The organism is Chryseobacterium sp. CT-SW4 (assembly GCF_048572715.1).
GTDB lineage: Bacteria > Bacteroidota > Bacteroidia > Flavobacteriales > Weeksellaceae > Chryseobacterium.
In genome coordinates, this window is the sequence record NZ_CP183840.1 from 3,003,105 (window position 1) to 3,027,245 (window position 24,141).

Annotated in this window: 23 protein-coding genes; 21 read left to right on the forward strand and 2 right to left on the reverse strand. The window is 38.4% G+C overall.

The annotated features are described in order from the left end of the window. The first annotated feature begins 29 nt into the window (after positions 1–29). The 21 genes from ABJ974_RS13475 (at position 30) to ABJ974_RS13575 (ending at position 22,004) form a co-directional block, all read left to right on the forward strand. The gene (locus ABJ974_RS13475) at positions 30–1,154 is read left to right on the forward strand and encodes a GNAT family N-acetyltransferase (RefSeq protein WP_419868756.1); all 1,125 of its coding nucleotides are present in this window, start codon (positions 30–32) and stop codon (positions 1,152–1,154) included. A 2-nt stretch (positions 1,155–1,156) separates the two neighbouring features. Next, a complete protein-coding gene (locus ABJ974_RS13480) occupies positions 1,157–1,333 on the forward strand; it encodes a hypothetical protein (RefSeq protein WP_419868757.1) in 177 nt (58 codons plus the stop codon). A gap of 121 nt (positions 1,334–1,454) precedes the next feature. Further along, positions 1,455–1,826, forward strand: a complete 372-nt coding sequence (locus ABJ974_RS13485) for an NADH-quinone oxidoreductase subunit A (protein ID WP_419868758.1) — start codon at positions 1,455–1,457, stop codon at positions 1,824–1,826. A gap of 102 nt (positions 1,827–1,928) precedes the next feature. Continuing rightward, positions 1,929–2,489 (forward strand): NADH-quinone oxidoreductase subunit B, encoded by a 561-nt coding sequence (locus tag ABJ974_RS13490; protein WP_292009559.1) that lies wholly within the window; start codon positions 1,929–1,931, stop codon positions 2,487–2,489. Between the two features lie 5 nt (positions 2,490–2,494). Beyond that, positions 2,495–2,989: an NADH-quinone oxidoreductase subunit C gene (locus ABJ974_RS13495; protein WP_419868759.1), complete on the forward strand. Its 495-nt coding sequence runs from the start codon at positions 2,495–2,497 to the stop codon at positions 2,987–2,989. Between the two features lie 62 nt (positions 2,990–3,051). Further along, entirely contained in the window at positions 3,052–4,275 is a 1,224-nt protein-coding gene (locus ABJ974_RS13500; protein WP_419868760.1) for an NADH-quinone oxidoreductase subunit D, read from the forward strand. A gap of 103 nt (positions 4,276–4,378) precedes the next feature. Continuing rightward, a complete protein-coding gene (locus tag ABJ974_RS13505) occupies positions 4,379–4,888 on the forward strand; it encodes an NADH-quinone oxidoreductase subunit NuoE family protein (RefSeq protein WP_419868761.1) in 510 nt (169 codons plus the stop codon). Positions 4,889–4,989: 101 nt separating this feature from the next. Beyond that, the gene (gene nuoF / locus ABJ974_RS13510; RefSeq protein WP_419868762.1) at positions 4,990–6,342 is read left to right on the forward strand and encodes an NADH-quinone oxidoreductase subunit NuoF; all 1,353 of its coding nucleotides are present in this window, start codon (positions 4,990–4,992) and stop codon (positions 6,340–6,342) included. Positions 6,343–6,369: 27 nt separating this feature from the next. Next, the gene (locus tag ABJ974_RS13515) at positions 6,370–7,185 is read left to right on the forward strand and encodes a hypothetical protein (protein WP_419868763.1); all 816 of its coding nucleotides are present in this window, start codon (positions 6,370–6,372) and stop codon (positions 7,183–7,185) included. 44 nt (positions 7,186–7,229) lie between these two features. Continuing rightward, positions 7,230–8,228: an NADH-quinone oxidoreductase subunit G gene (locus tag ABJ974_RS13520; protein ID WP_419868764.1), complete on the forward strand. Its 999-nt coding sequence runs from the start codon at positions 7,230–7,232 to the stop codon at positions 8,226–8,228. 68 nt (positions 8,229–8,296) lie between these two features. Further along, the gene (nuoH, locus tag ABJ974_RS13525; protein WP_419868765.1) at positions 8,297–9,358 is read left to right on the forward strand and encodes an NADH-quinone oxidoreductase subunit NuoH; all 1,062 of its coding nucleotides are present in this window, start codon (positions 8,297–8,299) and stop codon (positions 9,356–9,358) included. A gap of 60 nt (positions 9,359–9,418) precedes the next feature. Beyond that, a complete protein-coding gene (locus ABJ974_RS13530) occupies positions 9,419–9,973 on the forward strand; it encodes a NuoI/complex I 23 kDa subunit family protein (RefSeq protein ID WP_419868766.1) in 555 nt (184 codons plus the stop codon). After that, positions 9,973–10,470, forward strand: a complete 498-nt coding sequence (locus tag ABJ974_RS13535; RefSeq protein ID WP_419868767.1) for an NADH-quinone oxidoreductase subunit J family protein — start codon at positions 9,973–9,975, stop codon at positions 10,468–10,470. The genes ABJ974_RS13530 and ABJ974_RS13535 overlap by 1 nt, the downstream gene beginning before the upstream one ends. Before the next feature lie 4 nt (positions 10,471–10,474). Continuing rightward, positions 10,475–10,804 (forward strand): NADH-quinone oxidoreductase subunit NuoK, encoded by a 330-nt coding sequence (nuoK, locus tag ABJ974_RS13540; protein WP_184191816.1) that lies wholly within the window; start codon positions 10,475–10,477, stop codon positions 10,802–10,804. Positions 10,805–10,807: 3 nt separating this feature from the next. Then, the gene (gene nuoL / locus ABJ974_RS13545) at positions 10,808–12,721 is read left to right on the forward strand and encodes an NADH-quinone oxidoreductase subunit L (RefSeq protein WP_419868768.1); all 1,914 of its coding nucleotides are present in this window, start codon (positions 10,808–10,810) and stop codon (positions 12,719–12,721) included. Positions 12,722–12,723: 2 nt separating this feature from the next. Further along, positions 12,724–14,217, forward strand: coding sequence for a complex I subunit 4 family protein (locus ABJ974_RS13550; RefSeq protein WP_419868769.1), 1,494 nt, complete (start codon positions 12,724–12,726; stop codon positions 14,215–14,217). A gap of 16 nt (positions 14,218–14,233) precedes the next feature. After that, positions 14,234–15,616 carry an NADH-quinone oxidoreductase subunit N gene (locus ABJ974_RS13555; protein ID WP_419868770.1) on the forward strand — a complete coding sequence of 461 codons (1,383 nt, stop codon included), beginning with the start codon at positions 14,234–14,236 and terminating at the stop codon, positions 15,614–15,616. A gap of 648 nt (positions 15,617–16,264) precedes the next feature. After that, positions 16,265–16,825, forward strand: a complete 561-nt coding sequence (locus ABJ974_RS13560; protein WP_419868771.1) for a hypothetical protein — start codon at positions 16,265–16,267, stop codon at positions 16,823–16,825. Between the two features lie 51 nt (positions 16,826–16,876). Then, entirely contained in the window at positions 16,877–19,321 is a 2,445-nt protein-coding gene (locus ABJ974_RS13565) for a hypothetical protein (RefSeq protein ID WP_419868772.1), read from the forward strand. Between the two features lie 113 nt (positions 19,322–19,434). Then, entirely contained in the window at positions 19,435–19,623 is a 189-nt protein-coding gene (locus tag ABJ974_RS13570; RefSeq protein ID WP_419868773.1) for a hypothetical protein, read from the forward strand. Between the two features lie 68 nt (positions 19,624–19,691). Then, on the forward strand, positions 19,692–22,004 hold the full coding sequence (locus ABJ974_RS13575) for a GAF domain-containing protein (protein ID WP_419868774.1): 2,313 nt from the start codon (positions 19,692–19,694) through the stop codon (positions 22,002–22,004). Here the strand turns inward: ABJ974_RS13575 and ABJ974_RS13580 are convergent. Continuing rightward, positions 21,994–22,917, reverse strand: a complete 924-nt coding sequence (locus tag ABJ974_RS13580) for a bestrophin family protein (protein WP_419868775.1) — start codon at positions 22,915–22,917, stop codon at positions 21,994–21,996. The genes ABJ974_RS13575 and ABJ974_RS13580 overlap by 11 nt on opposite strands. An 18-nt stretch (positions 22,918–22,935) precedes the next feature. After that, complete coding sequence (locus ABJ974_RS13585; protein ID WP_419868776.1) at positions 22,936–24,111, reverse strand: Pycsar system effector family protein; 1,176 nt, start codon at positions 24,109–24,111, stop codon at positions 22,936–22,938. Between the last annotated feature and the right edge of the window lie 30 nt (positions 24,112–24,141).

Sequence of the window (24,141 nt, forward strand, 5' to 3'; positions counted from 1 at the left end):
TTTGCGCTCAAATTACCCTTCAAAAAACTATGTCTAAAGTTTCAATTCTTGAAGTCAAATCCCAAAACGAATTAAAACAATTTGTAAAATTCCCTATGGAGTTGTACAAAAACAATCCATACTTTGTCCCCTCACTCATTAATGATGAAATAAATATCTGGAATCCGGCAGAAAATCCGGCTTTACAATATTCCGAAGCCAAGCAGTTTCTCGCCATAAAAGATAATAAAACTGTTGGCAGAATAGCGGTAATGATCAATCATAAAGAAGAAAAAGAACTCGGCATAAGAAAAGTCAGGTTCGGATGGATTGATTTTATTGATGATGATGAAGTTTCTAAAGCGCTGATCCAGACTGCTATCGACTATGCCCAGCAACATAATATCAGAAAAATTGAAGGACCTATGGGCTTTACCAACCTGGATAAGGCAGGAATGCTGACACTGGGCTATGACAAATTAGCCACCATGATTGGTATTTATAATCATCCCTATTACCCGAAGCATCTTGAAAAATTAGGACTCGTAAAAGAGAAGGAATGGGTAGAATTTGAAATTATGTTCCCCGAATCCTTACCGGAAAAAATACATAAATTCAATGAGCTTATTTCCCAAAAATACCAGCTACGGGTTTTAAGATTTAAAAATAAAGAGGAGATCCTGAACTATGTAGACCCTATGTTCGACCTTCTGGATGAAACCTATAAGCATCTTTCCACTTACACTCCTATTTCGGATGAGCAGCGCAAAACATACAAAGAAAAATACTTCAAACTGATCGATAAAGATTATATTATCTGTATCGTGGATGCCGATAATAATCTTGTATCATTTGCCATCACAATGCCCTCCTACTCGAAGGCTTTACAGAAATCCAAGGGAAAATTACTTCCATTTGGCTGGTGGTATTTCCTTCAGGCCGGAAGAAAAAATGACCGGGCCAATTTCTATCTGATCGGGATCCATCCGGACTATCAGAGAAGAGGAATTACTTCCATTATTTTCAAGGAAATTTTCGATATTTTCAAGAAGAAAGGCGTCAAATTCCTTGAGACCAATCCCGAACTGGAAGAAAACAAAAGCATCCAGCTGCTATGGCAGGATTACGAACCGGTAAACCATAAAAGAAGAAGAACTTACTCTTTAAATCTCTAATTATGAAAACACAGCTTATTGTCTTCGCTATTCTGATTGCAGGCTTTATAATTTACAACCTCTTTTTCCGCTTGGGAGATGATAAACTGGACACCGTAGTTAACATAATATATGCCAGCGTTTTATTCGCTTACATCTCCTTTATGGCCTATTCTCTACTAAAAAAAATGAGAAAATAATCTTATTTTTATTAATTCTAAATTACTGATTTTATTAGAATTCGAGCCGACTTTTAAGGTGATAAATTTCATGCTTTCTTCTTTATTCCGTAAATTTGCAAATTGAGATAATAATGCAAAAATGAATTTACCAGAAAGTTATATTCCAATCCTTATACAAGCTGGTGTTGCGGTTGCTTTCGTAGCTGTTTCCTTGCTTGGAGCCCATTTTTTAGGACCACGTCAGAAAAAAGGAAATTCTGTAAAAAACCAAAGCTGGGAATGTGGAGTGGCTGTAGAGGGAAATGCGAGAACTCCGTTTTCCATCAAATATTTTCTTACTGCAGTCTTGTTTGTACTATTCGATATAGAAATCGTATTTTTTTATCCTTACGCGGTAAACTTCAGAGAATTCGGATATGAAGGTTTCTTTGCGGTTCTTACTTTCGTAGCAATCTTTTTCGTAGCTTTCTTCTATGTCTGGAAGCGAGGTGCATTGGATTGGGATAAATAGTGGGGAATTATAAATTTAAAAATTAAAATTTTAGAGGAGATTTAAGGTCAATTTGAACAAAAATTTAATTAAATCCGGAATCTAAAATCTAAAATCTAAACAATGTCAGATCAAAAACCAATAATAAGAACAGATGCACCTGCTCCTGAAGGATATGAAGGAGAAGGATTTTTCGCAACGAAACTGAGCAGTGTGATCGGTATGGCAAGAAAATTTTCTTTATGGCCATTACCCTTTGCTACCTCTTGTTGTGGTATCGAGTTTATGGCAACCTTAAACCCTACCTATGATGCTGCACGTTTTGGGATGGAAAGAAACTCTTTCTCTCCGAGACAGGCAGATATGCTGATGGTTTGCGGTACCATATCTAAGAAATTAGGACCAGTCCTAAAAGAGGTTTATACTCAAATGGCAGAACCAAAATGGGTAGTAGCCGTGGGAGCCTGTGCTTCCAGCGGAGGTATTTTTGACACTTATTCCGTATTGCAGGGGATCGATAAAATCATCCCTGTAGACGTATATGTTCCGGGATGTCCTCCGAGACCTGAGCAGATCATTGAAGGAGTTATGCAGGTTCAGGCATTGGCAGAAAGCGAAAGCATCAGAAGAAGAGATATGCCTGAATATCAGAAACTATTAGATTCCTATAACATAAGCAACTAAACGGAATGACGAACGAATTTGTATTAGAAGCAATAACAAGAGAATTTCCGGAATCCGTGATTTCAAGCTCAGAGCCTTATGGAATGCTGACCCTTGAAATCAAAAAAGAAGACATTAAAAAGGTCATTCATTACCTTAAAGATTCTTCTCTGGAAATCAACTTTCTAACGGATATCTGTGGTATTCATTATCCTGAATTTCCAGATAAGGAAATAGGAGTGGTTTATCATTTACATAATATGATGACTAATTTCAGAATCCGTCTGAAAATTTTCATGTCCAGAGAAAATATCGAAGTGGATTCCCTTACGGAATTGTATGCAGGGGCTAACTGGATGGAAAGAGAAACTTATGATTTCTTCGGAATCAAATTCAAAGGACATCCGGATCTCAGACCTATCCTCAATATGGAAGATCTGGGCTATCATCCTATGCTGAAGGAATATCGTCTGGAAGACGGTACCAGAACTGATAAGAGTGATAATATGTTCGGAAGATAAAAAAGCGAATGGCCAATGGCAGCCAGCCAAAAGCCGGAAGCAAATAGCTAAAAGCAAACATTATGAAAGATAACTCATTATCTAATATACTTAACCAATACGAAAGCAAGGAACAGATTGACGGGCAACTATATACCCTCAATTTAGGACCTACCCACCCTGCTACCCACGGGATTTTCCAAAATGTCTTAACCATGGACGGGGAAAGAATCCTTCATGCTGAGCAAACAGTAGGATATATTCACAGAGCGTTCGAAAAGATCTCTGAAAGAAGAAACTTTTCTCAGATCACGACACTTACCGACCGTATGAATTACTGCTCGGCACCTATCAATAACCTGGGATGGCATATGACCGTAGAAAAATTGATCGGTGTAGAAGTTCCTAAACGTGTGGATTATATGCGTGTCATCCTTATGGAATTGGCAAGAATTGGAGATCACCTTATCTGTAACGGAGTAACAGGAATGGACTCAGGAGCCATCACGGGGCTTACCTATATGTTCATTGAAAGAGAGCGTATATACGATATGTACGAACAGATCTGTGGAGCGAGAATGACAACCAACATGGGAAGAATAGGAGGATTTGAAAGAGATTTCACACCTAAATTCCATGAACTTATAAAAGATTTTCTAAAAACTTTCCCACCTAGATTCCAGGAATTCTGTAATCTATTGGAAAGAAACAGAATCTTTATGGACCGTACCATCGGAGCCGGAGGCATCACAGCCGAGCGTGCTTTAAGCTATGGATTTACAGGTCCTAACCTGCGTGCAGCAGGAGTTGACTATGACGTAAGAGTTGCACAGCCCTACTCTTCTTATGAAGATTTTGATTTTATAATTCCTGTAGGAACCTCCGGTGATACATATGACCGGTTTATGGTTCGCCAGCAGGAAGTATGGGAATCTATAAAAATCATCAAGCAAGCCTATGAGAACCTTCCCGAAGGAGATTTCCACGCGGAAATTCCGGACTTCTATCTTCCTGAAAAGGCAGATGTTTACAGCAAAATGGAAGCGTTGATCTATCACTTTAAGATTGTGATGGGAGAAACCGAAATTCCAAAAGGAGAAGTATACCATGCAGTAGAAGGAGGAAACGGAGAATTAGGATTTTACCTCGTGAGTGACGGAGGAAGAAGCCCTTACAGACTTCACTTCAGAAGACCATGCTTCATTTACTACCAGGCCTATCCGGAAATGATTACAGGTTCTGTAATTTCCGATGCGATTGTTACCATGTGTAGTATGAACATTATTGCGGGAGAATTAGACGCCTAAAATTGTAAAAAGTATCATTGTAAAATGTATGTATGATTTTACAATGATTAAATAAATAAAGTCATTAGTACATTGTACATAGTACAATAATACATTTAAAAAAATGAGCGAAACAATAGCTTTTAAACCGGAAAGTCTGGAACAGGTGCAGAAAATTATTGCACGATATCCTGAGGGAAGACAAAAGTCAGCATTAATACCGGTTTTGCATTTAGCGCAAAAAGAATTTGGAGGATGGCTCGATGTTCCTGTAATGGATTATGTAGCCGGATTACTAAGCATTAAACCGATCGAAGTATATGAGGTAGCTACCTTTTATACCATGTTCAACATGAAGCCGGTGGGTAAATATGTTTTAGAAGTTTGCAGAACAGGACCTTGCATGGTTTGTGGAAGTGAAAAGATACTGGACCATATCCGGACCAAGCTGAACATAAAAGACGGCGAAACTACGGAAGACGGTATGTTCACCCTGAAACCTGCTGAATGTTTGGGAGCTTGCGGATATGCTCCTATGATGCAGTTGGGAAAATTTTATCACGAAAATTTAACGATAGAAAAAGTAGATGAAATCCTTGATCTTTGCAGACAGGGACAAGTTGCTTTGGACTAATAGAAATTTTAAATTCTAAATTTTAGATTTAAATTATTCACTTAACGTTTAATCATAATTAATGCAAGAAGCCCAAAGCCAATTGCAAGAAGCAAATAACAATGAGTAAAAAACTTTTACTTAAAGATGCACATATAGAAGGTATTCGCTACCTCGAAACCTACCGCAAACAGGGAGGTTACGGAGCAGCTGAAAAAGCCTTGAAAATGACACCGGACGAAATCCTGGAAGAAGTAAAAGCTTCCGGCCTTCGTGGACGTGGTGGAGCCGGATTCCCTACAGGAATGAAATGGAGCTTTTTGGCTAAGCCGGAAGGAGTTCCGAGACACCTTGTAGTGAATGCGGATGAGTCAGAGCCCGGAACATTTAAAGACAGGTATCTGATGGAGTTCATTCCTCACCTTTTAATTGAAGGAATGCTGATCTCTTCTTACTGCTTAGGCTCCAATACATCCTATATCTATATCCGTGGAGAATATTCCTGGATTCCGGATATTCTGGAACAGGCTATTGATGAGGCCAAAGCTGCAGGATTTTTAGGTAAAAATATCCTGGGAACCGGATTCGATCTTGAAATCTATGTTCAGAGAGGAGGAGGAGCTTATATCTGTGGAGAAGAAACAGCATTGCTGGAATCTCTTGAAGGTAAAAGAGGAAATCCTAGGCTGAAACCACCTTTCCCGGCTGTAAAAGGTCTTTGGGAAAGACCAACCGTGGTAAACAACGTGGAATCTATTGCAGCCATTGTTCCGATTATTGATATTACGGGAGCTGAATATGCTAAAATAGGAGTAGGAAGATCTACCGGTACCAAGCTTATTTCAGCTTGTGGAAATATAAATAAGCCGGGAGTATATGAAATCGATATGACCATTACCGTAGAGGAATTTATTTATTCCGATGAATACTGTGGTGGAATTCCAAACGGAAAAAGACTCAAAGCCTGTATTCCGGGAGGAAGCTCGGTTCCTATCGTACCTGCCAATTTATTGCTTAAAACCGTAAATGGTGAGCCGAGATATATGAACTATGAATCATTGGCAGACGGAGGTTTTGCTACCGGAACCATGATGGGTTCTGGAGGGTTCATCGTTTTGGATGAAGATCAGTGTGTGGTGGAACACACCATGACGCTGGCAAGATTCTATAATCACGAAAGTTGTGGACAATGTACTCCGTGCCGTGAAGGTACAGGATGGATGTATAAAATTTTAAAGAAAATAGAAAACGGACAAGGAAAGATGGAAGATATCGACCTGCTTTGGGATATCCAGAGAAAGATCGAAGGAAATACCATCTGTCCATTAGGGGATGCAGCAGCATGGCCTGTTGCAGCAGCGATACGTCATTTTAGGGATGAATTTGAATGGCACGTGAAAAACCCGGAATTGTGTTTAACACAAAATTATGGATTGGCACATTATGCAGATCCTATTCCGGCGCCGACAGTTTAATTCCTGAAAACAAAAAAAACATCAAAATTGAAAAAAAAGTTTTTATACCTGTTATTATTAACAGTGTCATTGAGCGCAAATGCGCAAACAGAACCGTTTAAAAAAGGATCAGTAATGGTATTTTGGGGTTGGAACTTCTCAACATATTCGAATTCGGACATTCATTTCAAAGGAGATGGATACGATTTCCAGTTGAGTAATGTAGTAGCCAACGACAGACCTACTCCATTTACCTTTAAAAAGTATTTTAAACTTTCCAATATTACGATACCTCAGGTAAATTACAGGATAACCTATTTCCCTAAGGATAATTTTGGAATTACATTGGGAATGGACCATATGAAATATGTAATGGCTCAGGACCAAACCGTAAACTTTAAAGGATACATCAGTGATCCCGAATATGCTGCCATGGTGCAGAACGGACAGGTTAATTTGAGTGATGCCAAATTTTTAACATTTGAACATACGGACGGGCTTAACTATATCAACATCGGAGCTCAGAAATATCATAATGTTCTGGATAAAAAGAATATTGATCTTTTCTTAAGCTATGGTGGAGGAATTGGAGCATTGCTGCCAAAATCCAATGTACAGCTGATGGGAAATGAAAGAAGTGACAGATTCCATTTAGCCGGATTCGGGCTTGATGCAAGAGCTGCCGTAAGTATGGTCCTTTGGAAGCATGTGGTCATTCAAGTAGAAGGAAAATACGGATATATTAATATGCCTGATGTAAAAACCACTCTCAATAATAAGCCAGACAAAGCTTCACAAGATTTTGTTTATGGTGAGATTGATTTTGGAATCGGGTATACATTTAATACAAGAAAGCAAAAATAAAAAGAGCTTATCTGCTTTAATAGCATAAGCAAAAAGCATATAATATGAGCGAAGAGGTTAAAAAATTCAAAATAACGATAGACGGACAAACTACTGAAGTTTTGCCTGGAACTTCCATCCTGGAAGCAGCAAGACAGATTGGTGGAAAATCCGTTCCTCCTGCAATGTGCTATTACAGCAAATTGGAAACCAGTGGAGGAAGATGCAGAACTTGCCTGGTTGAAGTTTCTAAAGGATCGGAGGCAGATCCCCGTCCTATGCCAAAATTGGTAGCAAGCTGCAGAACAAACGTAATGGATGGTATGGAAGTTAAGAACCTTACTTCCGAAAGGGCACAGGAAGGTAGAAAAGCCGTTACTGAATTCCTTTTAATCAATCACCCTTTAGACTGCCCTATCTGTGACCAGGCTGGAGAATGCCACCTTCAGGATCTCGGGTATGAACACGGTGTGGAGGAAACACGCACGGAGTTTGAAAGAAGAACTTATGATGCTGACGATATAGGTCCTCATATTAAGCTGAATATGAACCGTTGCATCCTTTGTGCAAGATGCGTTCTTACAGCTAATCAGCTTACGGAAGAAAGAGAGCACGGAATACTTTTCAGAGGAGACCACGCGGAAATATCCACTTACCTGAATAAAGCACTTGACAACGATTTCATAGGAAATGTTATCGATGTATGTCCGGTAGGGGCCCTTACAGACAGAACTGCCCGTTTTGCAAGCAGGGTTTGGTTTACAAAGCCAATGAATGCCACTTGCAAATGTGAGAAATGTTCAGGAAAAGCCGTACTTTGGATGAAAGGTGATGAGATCATCAGGGTTACTGCCAGAAAAGACCAATGGGGAGAAGTAGAAGAATTTATCTGTGATACTTGCCGTTTCGACAGAAAAGACCTTAAATACTGGAATATTGAGGGTCCTAGACATATCGACAGACATTCTGTTATTTCATTGAACCATTATGAAAAGCCGAAAGATGAGCTAAGAGTTTTAGACAATCCTATGGCTAAAGAAATCAGTGAAAAAGACGAACAATAAATTTAATTTAAAGGCATCGGATTTCAGACAGGTAACACCTCCTGAATCTTATACTAATATCAAATAAAATGGATTTAATTACATTTAAACTTATACTTGTACTGGCATTGTTCCTGTTATCATTAACAGTGGCGGCCTACTCCACCTGGGCGGAAAGAAAAGTAGCAGCCATCATGCAGGACAGAATCGGGCCCAACAGAGCCGGTCCGTTTGCTTTATTGCAGCCGCTGGCTGATGGTGGTAAGTTCTTTTTTAAAGAAGACTTTACTCCGGCCAATGCAGAGAAATTCCTCTTTGTACTCGGCCCTGCCCTTGTGATGTTTATCTCATTGATCACGGGAGCGGTTATTCCGTGGGGTAAAAGTTTAAATATCGGAGGTACTTCATTTGATCTTCAGGTGGCCAACATCGACGTAGGAGTTCTTTATATCATTGGTATGGCTTCTATCGGTGTATATGGAATTATGATCGGAGGCTGGGCATCCAACAATAAATATTCACTGATCGGTGCTATCCGTGCTTCTTCACAGATGATTTCATATGAATTAGCAATGGGACTGGCACTTCTTTCTATCATTATGATGACAGGAAGTTTAGATTTAAAAGTAATTTCTGAAACCCAGGCTACAGGAAAACTTTGGGGGCTTTTCTCCCTTGACGGGATGAACTGGAATATTTTCTACCAGCCATTAGCTTTCCTTATCTTCATAGTAGCTGCGCTCGCAGAGACCAACAGACACCCTTTCGATTTACCGGAATGTGAATCTGAACTTGTAACAGGATATTCTACGGAATACTCTTCCATGAAACTTGGGCTGTACATGTTTGGAGAATATGTGAACATGTTTATTTCAAATGCTTTCATGGTAGTACTTTTCTTCGGAGGTTACAACTACCCTGGTATTGAATGGGTAACCCAGAACTGGGGTGAAAATGCTGCAGGTATTTTAAGTATCGTATCATTTTTATTTAAAACAATCATTGGAATCCTGATCTTTATGTGGATCAGATGGACGCTTCCAAGATTCAGATATGACCAGTTGATGCATTTAGGATGGAAAACATTAATTCCACTGGCATTGGTGAATTTGATTATTACAGGAGCCGTGATATTGGCACTTGGACATTAAGAGAGAATAAGAATATATTTTTAATGCTGAACACCGTTCAGTCTAAAAAAATTAAAATAAATGAAACTTACGAACAGATCAAAAGTTGTTTCTAATAAAGAAATGACCCTTGCTGAGAAAATCTATTTACCTGCGATTTTCAAGGGAATGGGGATTACGCTTAAGCATGCTGTAAGGAACGTCGTAAAAGGTTCGCCTACCTACGCTTATCCTGAAGTGCAAAAACCAAGAGCAAAAGTATGGCGTGGCCATCATGTTCTTAAAAGAGATGAAGAAGGGAGAGAAAGATGTACGGCTTGCGGACTTTGTGCGGTAGCATGTCCGGCAGAAGCAATTACGATGACTGCTGCTGAAAGAACCAAGGATGAAAAGCACCTTTACAGGGAAGAAAAATATGCATCCGTATATGAGATCAATATGCTGAGATGTATCTTCTGTGGAATGTGTGAGGAAGCCTGTCCGAAATCTGCCATCTATTTAACCGACAGACTGGTGGATGTAGAAACGAACAGAGGTTCTTTCATCTATGGAAAAGATAAATTAGTGGAAAAAATAAATGAAAGGATTGACATCACAGCAAGACAATCCGAGAAACAAAAAAATGCGGTAAAATAATGGATCAGTTTTTATTTTTCTTGGTAGCGTTTTTAGCAGTGGCAAGTGCAGTTTATTTCGTATTTGCAAGAAATCCTTTATATGCCATTTTATCTTTGATCGTAACGATGTTTTCAATTGCCGGTATGTACATTCTACTGAATGCGCAATTTCTGGCAATTATCCAGATCATTGTTTACGCTGGGGCTATCATGGTGCTATTCCTTTATATCCTGATGATGCTAAACCTAAATAAAGCGGACGAAAGTAAAAAGAACAACACACTGAAATTTGTGGGTGTTTTTACAGCCGGGCTTTTACTAATTGGTATTTTAGGGGTATTCAGAGGGGTTAGAGAGAACCATATTGTAGTGGATAATGTAGACAGAGGAGTGGGACTTACAAAAAACCTTGGAAGACTTTTATTTAATGAATATGTTTTACCGTTTGAACTTGCATCCATCCTTATTTTAGCTGGTATTGTAGGTGCGGTATTAATCGGTAAAAAAGATCTATAAAATTATGGGAGAAGTAAATACATTTATACAAAGTATCCCTTTGGAATATTTCATTATTCTTTCTTCAGTATTGTTCTGTTTGGGAGTATTGGGAGTATTGCTCAGGAAGAATGCTATTGTAATCTTAGGTTGTGTAGAGCTTATGCTTAATTCTGTAAACCTTTTATTGGCTGCTTTTTCAGCCTATAAAGGAAACGGTGACGGACAACTTTTAGTTTTCTTCATTATGGTGGTTGCTGCTGCGGAAGTAGCGGTAGGGTTGGCAATTATTGCTATGCTGTATAGAAATACCCGTTCTGTAGATGTAAGTATATTTAATAAATTAAGAGGATAAGGAATGGAAAATTTAGTGTATGCAATAGTACTTTTACCACTTTTAGGGTTTCTTATTAACGGTTTATTCGGAAAAAATCTTCCCAAAATATTGGTGGGCGGGCTCGCCACGGCGGTGGTCTTCGGATCTTTCTGCATTGCGGTAAGCCTTTTCATGAATTTTAATTCTGAAAGCCAGCCTGTGATCGTAAAAGCTTTCGAATGGTTCAGAGTAAACGGAGTTCAGGTTAATTTCGGATTCCAGATCGACCAGTTATCCTTAATGATGGTCATGATCATTACGGGAATCGGATCTTTAATCCACCTATACTCTATCGGCTATATGAGTCATGATAAAGGATTTTATAAGTTCTTTACTTATCTGAATCTTTTTATCTTCTCCATGCTGCTTTTAGTAATGGGAAGCAACTACCTTATCTTATTCATCGGATGGGAAGGTGTAGGTTTATGTTCTTATTTACTGATTGGGTTCTGGTATACCAATGAAGAATATGGGAAAGCTGCAAGAAAGGCTTTCATCATGAACAGAATCGGTGACCTTGCTTTATTGATCGGTATTTTCATGATCGCCTCCCAAACCAACGCTATTGATTATCTTTCAGTAGCTCAGAATGCTTCAAAATTTGAATTGGACGGAACCGTTATCATCTTTATAACAGCGAGTTTATTTATCGGAGCTACCGGTAAATCGGCTCAGGTTCCATTATATACATGGCTTCCGGATGCGATGGCAGGACCTACTCCTGTTTCCGCGCTGATCCACGCCGCTACGATGGTTACTGCGGGGATCTACCTGATAGTAAGATCAAACTTTTTATTTACATTAGCCCCTACCGTGCAGGGCGGAATTCTATTCATCGGATTCTTAACGGCTGCACTGGCAGGTTTCTATGCACTGCGCCAAAACGATATCAAAAAAGTATTGGCCTACTCTACGGTGTCCCAGCTTGGGTTCATGTTTATCGCTTTAGGAGTGGGTGCTTATACGACCGCAATGTTCCACGTGATGACACATGCTTTCTTTAAAGCATTATTATTCCTGGGAGCCGGTTCTGTAATCCACGCCATGAGCGGAGAGCAGGATATGCGTTTCATGGGAGGACTGAAAAAATACATTCCTGTTACCCACGCTACATTCCTTATCGGAACACTGGCTATTTCGGGTTTCCCGCTTCTTTCAGGGATGATCTCTAAAGATGAAATTTTAGTAGCTGTCTATGCTAAAAACCCTGTCTATTGGGTGCTATTATTTATTTTAGCAGCAGTTACCGCAACTTATATGTTCAGATTATACTACCTTACTTTCGCAGGAGAGTTCAGAGGTAGTGAAGAGCAGAAACATCACTTACATGAAAGCCCGTCCAATATGACTTTACCTTTAATCGTACTGGCCATTCTTTCTGTAATCGGTGGATTTATCAACCTTCCGCATTTCATAGGGCACGGTCATTATGCTAAGCTGATGGAATGGCTGAAGCCTGTTCTTACGGAAGAAAGCTTCAAGCAAATGGAAGCTACTCTTACCGGAGTAAGTGTTAATACTGAATTTATACTTTTAGCATTAACTGTAATCATGTTCTTCACTGTATGGTTTATCGTAAAAAATACTTATGTGAATAAGAAGAAAATGGCTGTTGCCGAAGAGGACTATACAGGATGGGAAAAACTTTCTGCTAAAAAATTATATATCGATGAACTTTACAATGCCATTATTGTAAAAACGGTGGAAGGATTAGGACGCGGAGGAAAAATGTTTGATAAGGGTGTTTTAGACCGTTTCGTAGACTTCGTGGGAGAAGGTGCTGAAGATAGCGGAAAATCTATGAAGCGTATTCAGAACGGAAATGTTGAGAACTACATTCTTATCATGTCTTTAGCTGTGGGAATTATACTGATTGTTAACTTTATATTACAATAATAATGTCTTGTTTATTATTAACATTATTACTTTTACCTCTAGTAGGTTCGGGATTAGTTTTTGCCTGGAAGAATAATTCCAGCAAGTATCTGGCGTTTGGAATAGCAATGATTCAGATGTTAATCACATTCTATATACTTTCGGATTTCAATTTTGCTCCGACTGTAGATAGTGTGCTGCAATATGAAATCACCTATCCTTGGGCAAAGTCTATAAGAAGCTCCATTCATTTCGGAATTGACGGAATGAGTATGCTGCTTTTATTGCTGACCAATATTCTGACTCCACTTATTATTCTTTCTTCTTTTAATGAGAATGTAAGCTACAGAAACTCTTTTTACGGTCTTATACTGCTTATGCAATTCGGGCTGGTAGGAGTTTTCACCGCTTTGGACGGTTTATTATTCTACATTTTCTGGGAAGTAACATTAATTCCGATCTGGTTTATCGCCGGGCTTTGGGGACAGGAAAACAAAAGGCTGGAATTCACTACGAAATTCTTTGTATATACATTTGTAGGGTCGCTGTTTATGTTGGCAGGATTAGTTTATGTTTACAACTATTCTGCATCATTCGCTTTAACAGACCTGTACAATGCTAGCCTTAATGAGACTCAGCAGATCGTTATATTCTGGTTTATCTTCTTTGCTTTTGCAGTGAAATTACCGGTATTTCCGTTTCATACCTGGCAGCCGGACACCTATACCTACTCTCCTACTCAGGGATCCATGTTATTATCAGGGATCATGCTGAAAATGGCAGTATATGGTGTTATGCGTTATTTATTACCGATCACACCGTCTGCAATATTAGGAATCTCCGGTCAGATTGTTATTATTCTTGCCATCATAGGTATTGTTCATGGGGCACTTATTGCCATTATACAGAACGATATGAAGAGAATTATTGCTTATTCTTCTTTCTCTCACGTAGGTTTAATGGTAGCAGGTATATTTGCATCCGCAGTATTAACGCTGAGGGGGACCTTTACTATTGAAGGAGGAGAAGGTGCTTTAGTACAGACTTTTGCTCACGGTATCAACGTGGCAGGGCTATTCTATTGTGCCGACATTTTATATAAAAGATTTAAATCAAGAGATATCAGACAAATGGGAGGACTCGCAAAAGTAGCTCCTAAGTTTGCCGTATTGTTCTTGATCATTTTATTAGGTTCGATGGGAGTTCCATTAACCAATGGATTCATCGGGGAATTTATATTGCTGAAATCAGTATATGATTTTAATGGATTGGCAGCAATTATTGCTGGTCTTACAGTAATCCTTTGTGCCGTGTATCTGTTGAGATTTTATGGAAAAGCAATGTTTGGAGAAGGAGATGAAGCCGTATTGAGTACAGCAAAAGATTTATCCGGAGTGGAATTCTCCGTACTGGCAAGTTTAGCGGTTTTTGTGATTTTACTTGGTATTTTCCCGCAGCCGGTAATCGACATGGTGAGTAGTTCGTTGAAGTTTATCTACCAATCAATGGTTAGTTAATTTGATATTTTAAAAAATGAGTGTTTTAATTATTGTTTTCCTAACGGCAGTTATTGCGTTATTTTCAGGAGTTTTTGAACAAGGAAAATTCGCAAGATACATTGGGATTTTGGGGTTAATCATCGCATTATACGTGAGTTTTTTGCCGGAGTGTACATTCTTCGACCATTATAAGCATATGTATGAATACAGCCCTACCGCTGCATTGTTTACAAAAATTTCAATTGTAACTACCCTACTGTTATTCTTTCTAGGTGGTTTTGCATTCAGCAATCACAGAAGCCACCAATCGGAATTATATGCTTTAATGCTGCTTGCCCTGTGTGGAGGTATCGTATTATTCGGATTCCAGAATATGGTAACATTATTCCTGGGTATTGAAATCCTTTCCATTCCATTATATGTAATGGCAGGGGCAAACAAAACCGACCTGAGATCGAACGAAGCTGCATTGAAATATTTCCTGATGGGATCTTTTGCTACAGGTTTTTTATTATTCGGAATCGCATTTATTTATGGAAGTTCAGGAAGTCTTGATTTAAATAAGATCCATGATTTCGGAACTGCCAATTCAAATAATGTAATGTTTATCCTGGGAGTTCTTCTTATGCTTTGTGCCCTGGCATTTAAAGTATCATTAGCACCTTTCCACATGTGGAGTCCTGATGTATATCAGGGATCACCTTCACTCATTACTGCATTTATGGCAAGTGTGGTAAAAATCGCCGGATTCTATGCGTTCTTCAAGCTGATGACGATAGGATTTGCCGGAGCTTTCTATGACTGGATCCATGTTTTGGGTGTATTACTGATCATTACTTTATTATTAGCCAACGTAATGGGTCTCGCCCAGACCAATGCTAAAAGAATGCTGGCTTATTCTTCAGTTTCACACGCAGGATACATTGCCTTGATCTTCTTTGGAATGAACCAGCTTTCTACGGATATCCTGGCCTTTTATTTATTTGCTTACTCTTTATCCACAGTAGGGGTATTTATGTGCCTGATCTGGGTAGAAAAACTGAAGAGAGAAACTTCTTTCAATGCATTTAAAGGATTAGGTAAATCAGAGCCGTTATTAGCTACCGTAGCCACTATTTCATTATTATCCATGGCAGGAGTTCCGCTTACTGCCGGATTTATGGGAAAATTTGGTTTATTTGCACAGGCTATTAGCTCAGCACCATTCCTGGTTTTAGTTGCAGTGTTAGGCTCCGCTATCTCTATAGCGTATTACCTGAGACTTATCATCGCAATGTTCTTCTTCAAAGAAAGTACATTCAAAACTTCAGAGAAGGTAACCCTTACCTATAATATTGTAGCTGTATGTATTATTGTCTTAATTATTGCCTTAGGAGTTTTCCCTGATCTGTTTGGAGCTTTCAACTACAAAATGTAATATTTAGATATTTTAAAATAAATAAAAGCATAACATTTCCTGTTATGCTTTTTTTATACCTAAATCCAAACAATCAAGAGTTCCGTTCCCTTATTTCCAGTTATTTCACCATGTTCATATTTAAACCGGTAAAATGTTAAAGGATTCCTTTCAACCGTAAAATGAGGATAAGTTATTCTTCTAGTAAAACCTGTATTTACACCAGAATATGACCAAACCACAGAGCTGTAATTCTATTTATGATAAAGCCGACTGAAACCCTAAAGAATTAGAGTAAGCACACTCCTGAAAAAGTTATAGATACATGCTTATTTAATTTTCTTCCGAACACAAAGGGTTTATCATAACAATAATTTTCTTCATTAGTCCCCTCAAAATCCCTGATGCACACCTTGCAAAAACATGTATGGTATATATTTAATATAATGTAATCATTCAAAATATAAACTTATTATAAGACACGCAGGTCCCACTTTCTTGCCCTCTACTTATTACCCGAGCAAACATTTATCATAAATCATATGCCTATTAAATTAAAAATCAATTATTTAAAGGCATTTAAATAATTTTTCACTTCTCGTTTAGACTCTCTTTTTTAGACTTATCACTCCGAATACCTTTGCACACTCATTAACCCCTTGATGCGTAATGCAACATACAAATTCCATATTCGGTAAAACATTTCTATTGTGGCTTTCCACTTTAGCATGTTCATGTATGTATGCAACGGGCTTGGCAAAGGGTAACAGTGATTCACTGTATGTTAAAAAACAGTCAAAAATAGCTCCTGCAGCGTCTTCCCCCCTCATTTATATAGGAAAAGGGACGGTAGTTTATGGTCTGGAAAAAATCAACATCAGAAATGAAAAAGAAAAAGACCAGCCCCAAAGTAAGAGTAAGGAAAAACCTAAAAAAAAGCCCAAAAAGAAAGAAGTCAAAGAAATAAAAATTAGAAAGATAAAGCCTTTGGCAACGATCCAGAGCTCATCTTCTGATACTTACTTTTCCAATAATGCAAGCCATTCAGCAGCTTTTATTTCTGCTCCATCTTATAATCAGGTATTAGGACTGGTTAAAAATCTCCTGATTGTTATTCTTTTTAAATTCAAAAAAAACAATAAAGTAGCCTCTGCATCAAGCCGGGCTATCCTATCCTTATCAAAAAGCGTTTTCAAAGTGAGACCTCCGCCCATTCTTAATTTTTTATAGGCAACACCCATTATAATATGAGAATATAATTAATTAAGAAATCAAATAAAAATGAACAAAAAAGTTTTAGCCATCTTATTTTCGGCATTTGCCACATCAATGGCTTTCTCCCAGGTGGGAGTTAACACGCAGGTTCCAAAAACCACATTGGATATTGTGGGAAATCCTGCAGAAACCTCGGTATCGGATGGTATCATTGCACCAAGACTTACCGGTGACCAGCTGATCGCAAAAGATTCTGCCTATGGTACGGATCAGAACGGTGCTATTGTTTTCGTTACGGAAGTTCCATTGACTACATCTCCAAAAACGGTAGATGTAACACAAATCGGGTATTTCTTCTACGATGCTATTGCTGCTAAATGGAAATTATGGGCAACAATAGACCAGTTACAAAATGCTATATCCGAAGTTCCTACCGAACCTTGGAACAGTGTTTCCACCAATCTGGGTGCAGACAGTAATACACAAAATATCTATCAAATGGCGCAGGTAGGTGTGAACACCAAAACTCCTGATGCGACTGCACAACTGGATATCTATTCAGGGGATAAAGGTCTTTTAATTCCCAGGTTATCTAAAATTCAGAGAGATGCGATCACCACTCCTGCCCAATCTTTGTTGATCTGGAATTCAGATGAAGGATGCTTCAATTTCTGGAAAACAGATAAATGGAAATCCATGTGTGGAGATACAGGTCAGGCAGAATTAAAAATCACAGCAGCAGACTGTGCCGCAGGGACTGTTAACGGAACTTATACTGAAGGTTCTTCCGTAAATTCAGGAAACTATATCAGCCTTACCGTTCAGGTAATTGAACCGGGGACTTATCAGATCAGCGGAGACAGCGGAAACGGATTCTTCTTCCAGACCAGTGGTACTTTTGCAACTGCAGGAACTTATACGCTTAATATTCCGGCTGTAGGAACTCCTTCAGCTGCCGGTACATTTAATGTTCCTCTTACTGTGAACGGAGAATTATTTGATCCTGGCTGTACAAAACAGGTTACGGTAGCTCCGGCAGCCCAGCAGTTTGAATTTGATAATTCTTATTGTGGAACCAATGCTTACTCTGATGCTCTTCAGCAGGGTGTATCTACTGCAGGAAAAACAATTCAGATCAAAATAAACGTTGTTAACCCTGGTGTATTCAGCTTCGAGTCCAATACGGTTTACGGAGTTAAATATACAGCGTCCAACCTTAATCTTACAGCAGGAAGCCACGTAGTAACACTTACGTCCAGTGGAAACGCCCCTACAGGTTCAGGAAATAACACACCATTCTCTATTTCAGGTACAGGTATGTCCGGTATCGCTTGTGAGGTATTGGTGAATATAGCTCCTGCAGCTACCGACTTTACATTATCTTGTAGCGGTGCTAGTGTTCAGGGTACATTCTATTCCGGAGTAGCCACTACAACGGCCAATACGATAACGGTTCCTGTAACGGTAAGCCAGGCTGGTCCTTGGACTGCTTCTACAAATACCGTAAACGGTATCAGCTTCTCAGGTAGCGGTACTTTTGCAGGTACAGGTACTTATAATATGGTCCTTTATGCAACAGGAACCCCTACAAGCGGAGGAACCAACGCATATACTATTACAACCAGTGCTGCTACCACAGCGACTTGTAATGTAAATGTCACTACGGTTTACCAGAAAAAATCTATCCTTATCGTAAGTGGTATGGGATGTCAGGGTTGTGTGGTAAGTGCATTAAATAATGCTGCTAACTTCGGTCCTAACGGTAAAGTGCCAATTGAAGGATATACTATTCAACAAGTAGGTAACCAAAGTGCAACCTCATTACAAAACCTGATTAATAACAATGGTGTAGAAATTATCATCGCCGGTTGGGATGCTGACTGGAGCGCTGATGCAGCAGCTGTTATTGCTGACTTTATCAAAAATAAGAAAGGATTCTACTTCCAGGTATCTTCTCAGGATCAGAATGATAATGCCAATTATTTACTTAATCCATTAAACTGGGCATATGGAGCTTCTTTAGCATGGAACGCAAATGGTGATGACTATGCCATCCGTGCCGCTAAACTTTCTACTGCCGATAATCCATATCTGAATGGTCCGTTCGGTGATGCAAGAGGAATGTTCTATATAACGGATGATAATGCATCCTGGTTAGGATTTAATCCTTCTACCCTTCCTGCCAACTTTGGTGGATTGGTACAGTTACCTGCCAACGGAGGACAAAATGAAAGAACTACTTTAGCTTATGCTCCAGGATTCTTCATGTTCCCGGACTGGGGTACTACGTTAGGAAACAACTGGAATGGTACTTACAGCCCAATTGGATTCTCAACAGCCAACTTCACTGCCGGTTCAATGTATAATGGAACTGGAATCGTAACAGCCAATGTACCTTCAGGACAGGGTGCTGACTGGATATTATTCGGTAATGCGATGTCAGTTGCAATAGACTATGTAGAGAAAAACATCAATAAAACTTATTTAGTAGATACTAATTATGCTAACTAATAAAGGTTAATAAATAAGTTAATTTATGAGCGGGGCTTTAAAAGTCCCGCTCTCTTTAATATAAGCCTTCCTAACACTATATAAAATACTGATGATATAAAAATTTACTAATTATGATGAAAAAATATGAATACCTGATAGGCAAAACCAAGAATGAGATCCTCAAAGAGCTTGGAGACGAATTTAATTTTTTCCCGGATAACACCTGGACCTATTCCATTAAAACCGAATGGTGGAGGAAAAATAAAACCTTATCACTTTTTTTTCAGAACAATTCCGTGGAGAGAATTGAAATTAAATAAGGAAAAATAAGGATATACCCCTTTTTCGGACCCAGTCTTTTTTATAACTTTACTTTAAAATTTAGCTTTTGTCAAATCTTTACAAAAAAGACGCTCCTTTTCAGGTTTATATTTCATTCAAAAAATACTTGGATGTTTTAGAGCATATACGCTATAATGACAGACTGGAATACCGGGTTAATTATGCAGAATCATTAATTGAGAAAACCCAAAAGTTCCAGGAATTAAAAAACGGGTTCCAGGATATTTCTTTATTAACAAAACATGCTGACCTTATACAGCTTTTACTCGCAGATTTATTTCCGACGGGGCTCACCCATAATGAAATAAAAGCAGCAAGTATTCCTTTATCAAACATCACCTTCAACTATACCGAAAGGTTTAAAAATATCCTTAAGGATGCCGGAAAAGATTTTGAAATAGAACTTCGGAAAATAAGTGATGACGAATTTTATGTATTTTGCTGCTGCCTGATTTTACAAAGTTATTTTAAAAAGGATATCAAAAGCTCAATGCCTTTTTATTATGACATCCCGAATAAGGAAGGGATAATGAAGCATTATAAAATAACGGTCAATTCAGATTTCACGGAAGTTTTTCCTGATAAAAACACCAGGATTCCATCAGAAGAAACGATTGATATGCTCCTGGAAAACCTGGATGATTTCTCCCTGTGGAAAAAGCATTTTCCTTCCCAGTCCTGGATACTGAGCGGCTTTACAATTATTTCTCTGGTAGACTGTACGGCTGAAGTTGCCCTGTCCGATCTGAAATCCACCATGATCAAAATAGACATGGAAAATCCTGCTCCGGATGCTGACCTTAAGGAAATATTCAGATCCTATTTTGATATTGCAGACCTTAATTTCGGGCTGATGCTATTCAATAAGAAAGATAAAAAACTGGAAAATGTTCCCATCTATGAAAATGTTTTTTCCAATCACATTTTAGACTTCTGGATCAACACGCTGGATGAGAAAATACGCCAGGCCACTTTCGATAACCTCAACTACAATCCCAAACCGGTCGTAATATCCAATACCGATCATTTGGATCACGAAATAAAAAAGCAGCCTTCTTTTACCACCCTGAAAAAAAACAAGATCAACAGCTTTATGGTAATTCCTATTATGAAGGACAATGAGCTCCTGGCTATTATGGAATTCACCTCATCCACTCCCAACAGCCTGAATGGATTAAAACTTAAAAAGCTGGAATTCCTGTCTGATATGATCCTGTTCTCCCTGATGAGATTCAACATAGAAAAAAATAATCAGATAGAGGCTATTATTCAGCGGGAGTACACCACTATCCATGACAGTGTGGTGTGGAAATTCAGAAGAGAAGCGGAAAAATATTTTAATGCAAGCCTTTCAAAAAGAATTTATAGCTTGGGGCAGATTACCTTTAAAACCCTGACTCCGTTATTTGGCTTTTCAGATATAAGATCTTCTTCGGAGAAAAGATTTTATCTGATGCTGGAAGATCTCAATCAGCAGATTGACTGCCTGTATGAAGTTTTCTCCCTGACAAATTCCAATTCGGAGAAATATATTCTGGCCCTCGACATCTTTAAAGCCGAGCTTCAAAAAGACATAAAGGCGGATACCGAGCAGAGATTTCAGCGTTTATTGAGGGAGAATATCCATCCTTTTTTAAGAACCAAACTGGACTCGAAAATTTCAAAAAAAATAAAAGATAAAATCGACCACTATTTCAGTCAGGTTTACGCTCTGAATGATCTTTTTTACAGTCAGCGGAAAAAATTGGATGATTCTATTACGCTTACCAACAGGAAGCTGGCAGATTTGTTGGATAAAAGCCAGCTGAAAGCCCAGGAAATTTTCCCCCATTATTTTGAAAGATTCAAATCCGATGGGGTGGAACATAATTTATATATAGGACAGTCCATTGCTCCTGAAGTTCATTATACATCCAAAGTTATCCATCATTTAAGATACTGGCAGCTGGAAACCATCTGTATAATGGAGCAGGAATTTCAAAACTTCAGAAAAAACCTTCCTATTTCACTGGAAATTGCTTCCCTTATTTTCGTTTATAATGAGCCTATTAACATCCGCTTCCGAATGGACGAAAAGCGCTTTGATGTAGATGGAGCTTATAATTCTTATTATGAGATCGTAAAAAAGAGACTGGATAAAGCCCATATCAAAAACACATCAGAGAGGTTAACAATGCCGGGAAAAATAGCCATTGTCTATTTCGGAGAGAACGACAAAAAAGAATATCTTAAATATATCAAAGAGCTTCAGAAAAAGAATATCCTTCAGCCTGATATTGAATTCATTGAGGTGGAAGATCTACAAGGCGTAACGGGACTTCTTGCCATGAGAGTTTGCCTGGTAAAGCCTAATCTATAAAATAGGTATTGGCAGGCACATAGTCTTTCTGAGGTATATCTGCCTGTTCAAAAATGGAAAATTCAATAGTTCTGCAAATACTGTTAAGAGCCAGATCATTTTCCTCTTCTCCAAAAGGTTCACCTATTTCCTGTATAATGGCATCCAGCGCTATAAAGGTATAACTGATCAATAATACGATCAGAGGCATCACCCATCCCAGGCTGTCTACCAACCCGAAAGGAAGCCAAAAGCAGTACAGATAAACGGTTCTATGCATCAAAAGGCTATAGGCAAAAGGCAGCGGCGTATTGTGAATCCTTTCGCAGCCTCCTACAATATTCGAAAACTGATTAAGCTGGTGATCCATTAAACTCAGTACTATGGTATCTATATTTCCCTTTTTGTTCTGCTCATTCAGCCATTTTCCTATCAAATCTAAAATAGCAACAGGTAAGAATTTTTTATCTTTTATACGCTCAAACTGTTCGGCAGAAAGAAGTTGGGAAATCTTTTCCCTACCGTCTTTTCCTCTCAGTTGATAATTCAGTGCCCAACAGAAGGCGGAAACCATTTTTATAATTTCTTTTTTTTCTTTGTCAGCTTCCGGAGACGAACTATTAATCAGGGTAAGAACTTGCCTGGTGAATGATCTTGTTTCAATAACCAATAATCCCCAAAGCTTACGCCCTTCCCAATATCTGTCATAACTGGCGGAATTACAGAAACCCATAAAAATAGCCAGTGCCAGACCTATTAAAGTGAATATGGTAGGATTAAGTGTTACTTTATATTCATAAATCCTCCCGTGAAGCAACAATACGATTATGGAAAATAGAGTAATAACAGAGATTTGAAGAATTATTTTCTTCAATACCGAACCTTTCCAGATAAATAACATTTTCAGCCAACCGACCCTCTGTCTTACAATCATTTTTTCCTATATGAATTACTAAAGCGTCAGAAACGCATAGGCAAAAGACAATACCGAGATAATAATCCCTGCCATAAATATTTTATAAGTAATGGATAAAAGTTTATACTTACGATCCAACACCTTTCCCAGATAATACAGGTCTCTCATCATGGAATCATAAATATAATCCCTGTCATGAATAAGCCCTTTCATAGCTCCCATATAATCTTCATACTGCATCCGGTTAAAATTTCCGAAGAATAAAAGATTAACTTTCCTGTCCGTAACATCCTGTAGTGTAAACCTTGATTTGGTGACATTAGGCTTAGTGGAAAGAATAGCAAAAATAATGGTAAGGACACTTGATAAAAGCAATATAAAGCTCGGGATGATAAGATGTGAGTTTTTCGGCGTATCCAGCTTAGGCACTAAAACCGTAAGGCAAACCGATATAATAATAGCATTTACGGATAAAAGGATATTGGCTTTGCTGTCCGCAATATCACTTAGTCTCGTATGATTATTCAGGGTCACGCGGAATAAGGTATCTACACTTCGGTCTGATTTAGCTTCTTTTTTATTATCCGCTTTATTATCATCGGAAGAATCTTTCTTTTCATTATCCTTTTCCAGCTTCTTTTCAATTTTTTTAATATTCTTCTTTTTTATAGGGTCCCAATTTTCCTTTGCATACTGGGTATAATATTGATGCTTATTCTTTAATAATTTTAAATTTCCCTCATTCCATTCTTCATTGGTAAAGCAACGGACATTGGTAAGTTCCCACTCCTTCCTCAGGGCATCTGAAATATCATTATAATTGTGGCTGGCAAAATGACTGCAATCCGCATCTTTTACAATCTCTTCCAAAAGGTTTTCCGGTTCATGGGTAATTTTTGTAGCCAGGATAAGCCGGGAAACATCATTCACATAACTTTCGGAAACATTCTCCTGTTTCAGAAATTCTTTAAGTATTTCCACCCCCTTTTCTTCATGATCGTCAGGGCTTACCGTATAACCTGTATCATGGAACCAAAGAGCAAGTAAAACCTTCTCCCTGTCCTCTTCCGAAACAGGAGTATGCTTCATGATTTCCTCTGCTTTGTTTACCGTATACGTGGTATGGATAAAATTATGGTAAAAATATACTGAAGATAACTTATCTTTGAATAAGATTTCAACATAATCTTTAGCTTTGTGTAGAATACTCATCCCCAAAATTTTCTTAATGTAAATGTATGA

Coding starts and splice junctions, on each gene's coding strand:
- ABJ974_RS13495 (WP_419868759.1), top strand. CDS start 2,495: ATGACGAACGAATTTGTATTAGAAGCAATAACAAGAGAATTTCCGGAA.
- ABJ974_RS13555 (WP_419868770.1), top strand. CDS start 14,234: ATGAGTGTTTTAATTATTGTTTTCCTAACGGCAGTTATTGCGTTATTT.
- nuoH (WP_419868765.1), top strand. CDS start 8,297: ATGGATTTAATTACATTTAAACTTATACTTGTACTGGCATTGTTCCTG.
- ABJ974_RS13585 (WP_419868776.1), bottom strand. CDS start 24,111: ATGAGTATTCTACACAAAGCTAAAGATTATGTTGAAATCTTATTCAAA.
- nuoK (WP_184191816.1), top strand. CDS start 10,475: ATGGGAGAAGTAAATACATTTATACAAAGTATCCCTTTGGAATATTTC.
- ABJ974_RS13480 (WP_419868757.1), top strand. CDS start 1,157: ATGAAAACACAGCTTATTGTCTTCGCTATTCTGATTGCAGGCTTTATA.
- ABJ974_RS13520 (WP_419868764.1), top strand. CDS start 7,230: ATGAGCGAAGAGGTTAAAAAATTCAAAATAACGATAGACGGACAAACT.
- ABJ974_RS13530 (WP_419868766.1), top strand. CDS start 9,419: ATGAAACTTACGAACAGATCAAAAGTTGTTTCTAATAAAGAAATGACC.
- nuoF (WP_419868762.1), top strand. CDS start 4,990: ATGAGTAAAAAACTTTTACTTAAAGATGCACATATAGAAGGTATTCGC.
- ABJ974_RS13535 (WP_419868767.1), top strand. CDS start 9,973: ATGGATCAGTTTTTATTTTTCTTGGTAGCGTTTTTAGCAGTGGCAAGT.
- ABJ974_RS13500 (WP_419868760.1), top strand. CDS start 3,052: ATGAAAGATAACTCATTATCTAATATACTTAACCAATACGAAAGCAAG.
- ABJ974_RS13580 (WP_419868775.1), bottom strand. CDS start 22,917: ATGATTGTAAGACAGAGGGTCGGTTGGCTGAAAATGTTATTTATCTGG.
- ABJ974_RS13475 (WP_419868756.1), top strand. CDS start 30: ATGTCTAAAGTTTCAATTCTTGAAGTCAAATCCCAAAACGAATTAAAA.
- ABJ974_RS13560 (WP_419868771.1), top strand. CDS start 16,265: ATGCAACATACAAATTCCATATTCGGTAAAACATTTCTATTGTGGCTT.
- nuoL (WP_419868768.1), top strand. CDS start 10,808: ATGGAAAATTTAGTGTATGCAATAGTACTTTTACCACTTTTAGGGTTT.
- ABJ974_RS13550 (WP_419868769.1), top strand. CDS start 12,724: ATGTCTTGTTTATTATTAACATTATTACTTTTACCTCTAGTAGGTTCG.
- ABJ974_RS13570 (WP_419868773.1), top strand. CDS start 19,435: ATGATGAAAAAATATGAATACCTGATAGGCAAAACCAAGAATGAGATC.
- ABJ974_RS13485 (WP_419868758.1), top strand. CDS start 1,455: ATGAATTTACCAGAAAGTTATATTCCAATCCTTATACAAGCTGGTGTT.
- ABJ974_RS13565 (WP_419868772.1), top strand. CDS start 16,877: ATGAACAAAAAAGTTTTAGCCATCTTATTTTCGGCATTTGCCACATCA.
- ABJ974_RS13490 (WP_292009559.1), top strand. CDS start 1,929: ATGTCAGATCAAAAACCAATAATAAGAACAGATGCACCTGCTCCTGAA.
- ABJ974_RS13505 (WP_419868761.1), top strand. CDS start 4,379: ATGAGCGAAACAATAGCTTTTAAACCGGAAAGTCTGGAACAGGTGCAG.